Origin of the sequence: uncultured Stenotrophomonas sp., from assembly GCF_963519925.1 — a bacterium.
In the GTDB taxonomy this organism is placed as follows: domain Bacteria; phylum Pseudomonadota; class Gammaproteobacteria; order Xanthomonadales; family Xanthomonadaceae; genus Stenotrophomonas; species Stenotrophomonas maltophilia_AE.
Genome location: NZ_CAUQPH010000214.1, coordinates 1 through 4,140, shown reverse-complemented (window position 1 = coordinate 4,140; position 4,140 = coordinate 1). Strand labels below are relative to the sequence as shown.

Sequence of the window (4,140 nt, the reverse complement as noted above, 5' to 3'; positions counted from 1 at the left end):
GGGTTTCGCGGTGACGCCGCCGCCGGCGGTCGCCGCTGCGGCCACCGGCACGGTCACGCTGCAGTCCGCCGAAACCTGGCTGGAGCTGGTCGCGCAGAGCCAGCTGAACGGCCCATCGCGGCAGCTGGCCGCGCATGCGGCGTTCGTCGGATTCGAGCGCGGCGTCTTGAAACTCGCCGTATCGCCCGGATTTGAGTACCTGTGTTCGGATCGTTCGCTGGCGGCGCTGACCGAGGCGCTGTCCGGCCCGCTCGGGATGACCCCGCGGATCGTGATCGAACACGGCAGTGCCGAGGCAGAAACGCTGCACCAGCGGTCCGACCGCCAGCGCGGCGAACGCCAGCAGGCGGCCGAAGCTGCTTTCATGGCCGACCCATCGGTGCAGCTGCTGATCCAGCAGCATGGCGCCCGGGTCGTGACCGATTCCATCCGTCCTTTTGAAGAGTAATACGACATGCGCGGCAACATCGCCCAACTGATGCAGCAGGCCCAGAAGATGCAGGAAAACCTGCAGAAGGCCCAGGAAGAACTCGCCAAGCTGGAAGTGACCGGCAGTGCCGGTGGCGGCATGGTCAGCGTGACCCTGACCGGCGCCAAGGAATGCCGCAAGGTACGCATCGACCCGTCGATCCTGTCCGATGCGGAAATGACCGAAGACCTGGTGGCGGCCGCGTTCAACGACGCGTCCAACAAGATCGACGCCGAGTCGAAGAACCGCATGGGTTCGGCAACCGCCGGCATGCAGCTGCCGCCCGGCATGAAGCTGCCGTTCTAAGCGTGAGCCTGCCCCTGCTCGAACAGCTGATCGAGGCCTTCCGGGTGCTGCCGGGGGTGGGCCAGAAGACCGCCCAGCGCATGGCGTACCACGTGCTCGAACGCGAACGCGCCGGTGGCCAGAAGCTGGCCGAGGTGCTGGCCAAGGCGATCGAACGCATCGGCCACTGCGCGCAGTGCCGCGACTTCAGCGAAACCGAGGTCTGCGCGGTGTGCGCCAATGGCAGCCGCGAGCGCCAGCAGCTGTGCGCGGTGGAATCGCCCGCCGACCGGCTGGCGATTGAAACCGCCACCGGCTTCCGCGGCGTGTACTTCGTGCTGCAGGGGCGCTTGTCGCCGCTGGATGGCGTCGGCCCGCGCGAACTTGGCCTGGACCAGCTGGAAGCGCGGCTGGGGCAGGGTGAGGTGCAGGAGCTGATCATCGCCACCAGCGCGACGGTGGAAGGCGAGGCGACCGCGCATTACCTGGCGCAGCTGGCGCGCGCGCACAAGGTGCGCCCCAGCCGGCTGGCGCAGGGGCTGCCGCTCGGCGGCGAACTCGAGTACGTCGATCGCGGCACGCTGTCGCACGCGTTCGGCACCCGCACCGAAGCAACCTAACCGGTAGTGCCGGCCGTTGGCCGGCCCACGCAGACATCAGGTGACGCAATGACCCAGGACACCCTGTTCGGAAAGATCATCCGCCGCGAGATTCCCGCCACCATCGTCTACGAAGACGATGAGGTGCTGGGGTTCAAGGACATCGCGCCGCAGGCGCCGGTGCACGTGTTGTTCATTCCGAAGAACGACGCCATTCCCACGCTGGACGACGTGCAGCCCGGGCAGGCGCACCTGATCGGCAAGCTGGCGCTGGCCGCGGCGGAGTACGCGCGGCGCGAGGGCTTTGCCCAGGACGGCTACCGGATCGTCATGAACTGCCGCGAGCATGCCGGGCAGACGGTGTTCCATATCCATATGCATCTGTTGGCGGGTGCGCCGCTGGGGCATTTCGGCGCATGAAAAAAGCCGCCCTTCGGGGCGGCTTTTTCACCTACCGGGGTGGGTTACTACCACCAGCCCCAGCCGCGGTAGCCCCAGCCCGGACCCCAGCCCGGGCCCCACGGGCCGTACGGGTAGACCGGCACCACATCGACTTCGCGCTGTTCCGGCCACAGGTAGACCACGTCCGCTTCCAGCTTCGGCAGGCGGTAGTCATAGTCGCCGATGCGGGTGTTCTCATACCCGGCGATCTTGCCGATGAAGGTCACGTCGCGTCCGGCTTCGAACACCGCCGGGTCGTAGAACCCGGCGCGGCAGGCCACGAAGCGGCCGTCGCTGGCGTCGTTGGAGGAGGTGTTGGGGCGGCCGCTGCCATTGAGCGGGCGCGACAGCAGCTGGAAGCAGGTCTGGCCCTGGCCCGGGGTGGTTTCGATGATGCGGCCGCCCCAGCGGACCGGGGTGCCGACCTGCTGGGTGGCGACCGAATCGCGCGGGCTGACCACGCTGAACTGTCCCTGCAGTGGTTTGGGCGCGGTGGCACAGGCGGCCAGCGCCAGCGACGCGGCAAGGGGAAGCAGGATCTTGACGTTCATGAGGTTGCTCCGGTGGACGGGCGATGCCTGTGCAGGTCGCGCACGAGTGAAGGGTCGAGCTCAGCGCCAGCGTAGCGCGCCTGGACGAAACGGTGGCTGAGCGAAATCAGCGCCGGGTCGGGGCGCTGCCGGTGGACGCGCTGCGCCCAGTCCGTGGCGGTCTCTGCGGTATCCCTGGCCAGGCCATGCCGCGCGTAACGCCGCCCCAGCCGGTGCCAGGCCCGCAGCAGCGGATCGCGTTCGCGTTCCCCGCGGGCCAGCAGCCATGCCATCCACCCTAGCGCACCGCCTGCGAAGGCAATGAAAATGCCCACCAGCTGCGCCGGCTGCAGGTTGTCGATGCCCAGGGGCCGCAGCAACTGGCGCTGCCGGGTAGCGTCGAACGAAAGCACCAGGTCGTTCCAGCCACGGCGCAGCAGATCGCTGACCTGGCCCAGCTGCACCCAGCGGTCCTCGAGGGCAGTGCCGGCGCCGGCGCCAAGGCGGTCTTCCAGGGTGTCGTAGATGCGCTCGGGCGCCACGGCGGCGGTCGGGTCCACCCGCACCCAGCCGCGCTGCGGCAACCACACTTCGGCCCAGGCATGCGCGTCCATCCGGCGCACCACGAAGTAGTCGCCGTACGGGTTGCGCTGGCCGCCGGCAAAGCCGGTCACCACCCGGGCGGGTATGCCGGCGTTGCGCATCAGCACCACGAATGAGGAGCTGAAGTGCTGGCAGTAGCCGGCCTGCTGGTCGAACAGGAATTCATCCACGCTGTCGCGGCCGGGTTCCTCGGTTTCCAGGGTGTAGGCAAAGGACGAGCGCACCCATTCAAGCGCACGCGACACGATCGCCGCGTCGTTGTCGCCCGCCTCCTGCCGCCACTGCCGGCCCAGCGCCGCCGTGCGCGGGTTGAAGCCTTCCGGCAGCTGCAGCGCCTCGCGGCGCAGGAACCGGTCAAGCGGTTCGACATGGGCCGCAGGCGCTGCCGATTGCAGGTGCCAGCGGGTCAGCGATGACAGGTTCTGGTCGCTGCGCAGGCTGTAGTCGCCGCCGAGGGTGGCGCCGGCCGGGGCGCGCAGCGGCAGGTCCAGTGCGACCAGCTGGCGCCGGTCGGTGGGCTCGTAATCGATCTGGTAGTCCCACCCCTGCCCGGCGCGGGGTACTGCGGCGGGTGGCCGGCGGTCGCTGAAAGGCTGGCGTTCCCAGCGACGACCGTCGAAATGGGTCATGACCGGGCCACGCCAGTAGCGTTGTTCCGGCGCGGGCACGGCGCCGAAGAAGGTCACCCGCAATGCGGTAGCATCGTCGGCCATCAGGTCCAGCCATTCGGACGGGTCCATCTGGTCGGACAGGCCGGGTTTGCCCACGGCGCGGTCGGGCAGGCCCCACAGCGGCTCGCTCAGGCGCGGGAACAGCCAGAACGCGGCCAGCGCCAGCGGCAGGCCCAGGGCCAGCAACCTGCCGATCCCGCGCAGCTGGCCGCCCAATGCCGCATCGGGCGCTTCGCCTTCGGCATGCGCCAGACGTTGCAGGGTGAGCAGGATGGCCAGCGCGGCCAGCATCGCCAGGCCCATGGTGACCGGGCCCTGGTCGAGCAGGAAGGCGGCGAACGGCGCGAACAGCGCGAATCCCAGCAGGCTGCGCGCGTCGCGCAGGCTGCGCAGCTCGCTCGACTTGAGGGCCAGCATGGCCGCCAGCAGCGCGCAGCCGGTATCGCGGCCCGGCCGCGCGCCGAGTTGCCAATAGACCGCCACCAGCATGGCCAGCACCATCAGCACGCGTACCGGCGCGGCCAGCACGCGCTGGCCGGAGG

General features: G+C 69.4%; 6 protein-coding genes. 4 read left to right on the top strand and 2 right to left on the bottom strand.

Annotated features, from left to right (window positions below):
• The 4 genes from RWO33_RS19555 to RWO33_RS19540 all read left to right on the top strand — a co-directional run.
• Window positions 1-448: DNA polymerase III subunit gamma/tau C-terminal domain-containing protein (locus RWO33_RS19555; protein WP_314107058.1), on the top strand; the 448-nt coding region annotated here is incomplete at its 5' end.
• A gap of 6 nt (window positions 449-454) precedes the next feature.
• Window positions 455-775, top strand: a complete 321-nt coding sequence (locus RWO33_RS19550; protein ID WP_145478448.1) for a YbaB/EbfC family nucleoid-associated protein — start codon at window positions 455-457, stop codon at window positions 773-775.
• A gap of 2 nt (window positions 776-777) precedes the next feature.
• Entirely contained in the window at window positions 778-1,374 is a 597-nt protein-coding gene (recR, locus tag RWO33_RS19545) for a recombination mediator RecR (protein WP_145478447.1), read from the top strand.
• Between the two features lie 48 nt (window positions 1,375-1,422).
• On the top strand, window positions 1,423-1,773 hold the full coding sequence (locus tag RWO33_RS19540) for a histidine triad nucleotide-binding protein (RefSeq protein WP_145478446.1): 351 nt from the start codon (window positions 1,423-1,425) through the stop codon (window positions 1,771-1,773).
• Window positions 1,774-1,820: 47 nt separating this feature from the next.
• On the opposite strand, the gene RWO33_RS19535 is transcribed toward RWO33_RS19540, so the two are convergent.
• Window positions 1,821-2,345: a Slp family lipoprotein gene (locus RWO33_RS19535; RefSeq protein WP_145478445.1), complete on the bottom strand. Its 525-nt coding sequence runs from the start codon at window positions 2,343-2,345 to the stop codon at window positions 1,821-1,823.
• The coding region (locus tag RWO33_RS19530; protein ID WP_314107053.1) for a DUF3488 and transglutaminase-like domain-containing protein at window positions 2,342-4,140 on the bottom strand (1,799 nt) is incomplete at its 5' end. The genes RWO33_RS19535 and RWO33_RS19530, both read right to left, overlap by 4 nt.

Excerpts from the sequence above, each read along its gene's own strand:
- RWO33_RS19550 (WP_145478448.1), top strand. The coding sequence starts at position 455 with ATGCGCGGCAACATCGCCCAACTGATGCAGCAGGCCCAGAAGATGCAG.
- RWO33_RS19535 (WP_145478445.1), bottom strand. The coding sequence starts at position 2,345 with ATGAACGTCAAGATCCTGCTTCCCCTTGCCGCGTCGCTGGCGCTGGCC.
- RWO33_RS19540 (WP_145478446.1), top strand. The coding sequence starts at position 1,423 with ATGACCCAGGACACCCTGTTCGGAAAGATCATCCGCCGCGAGATTCCC.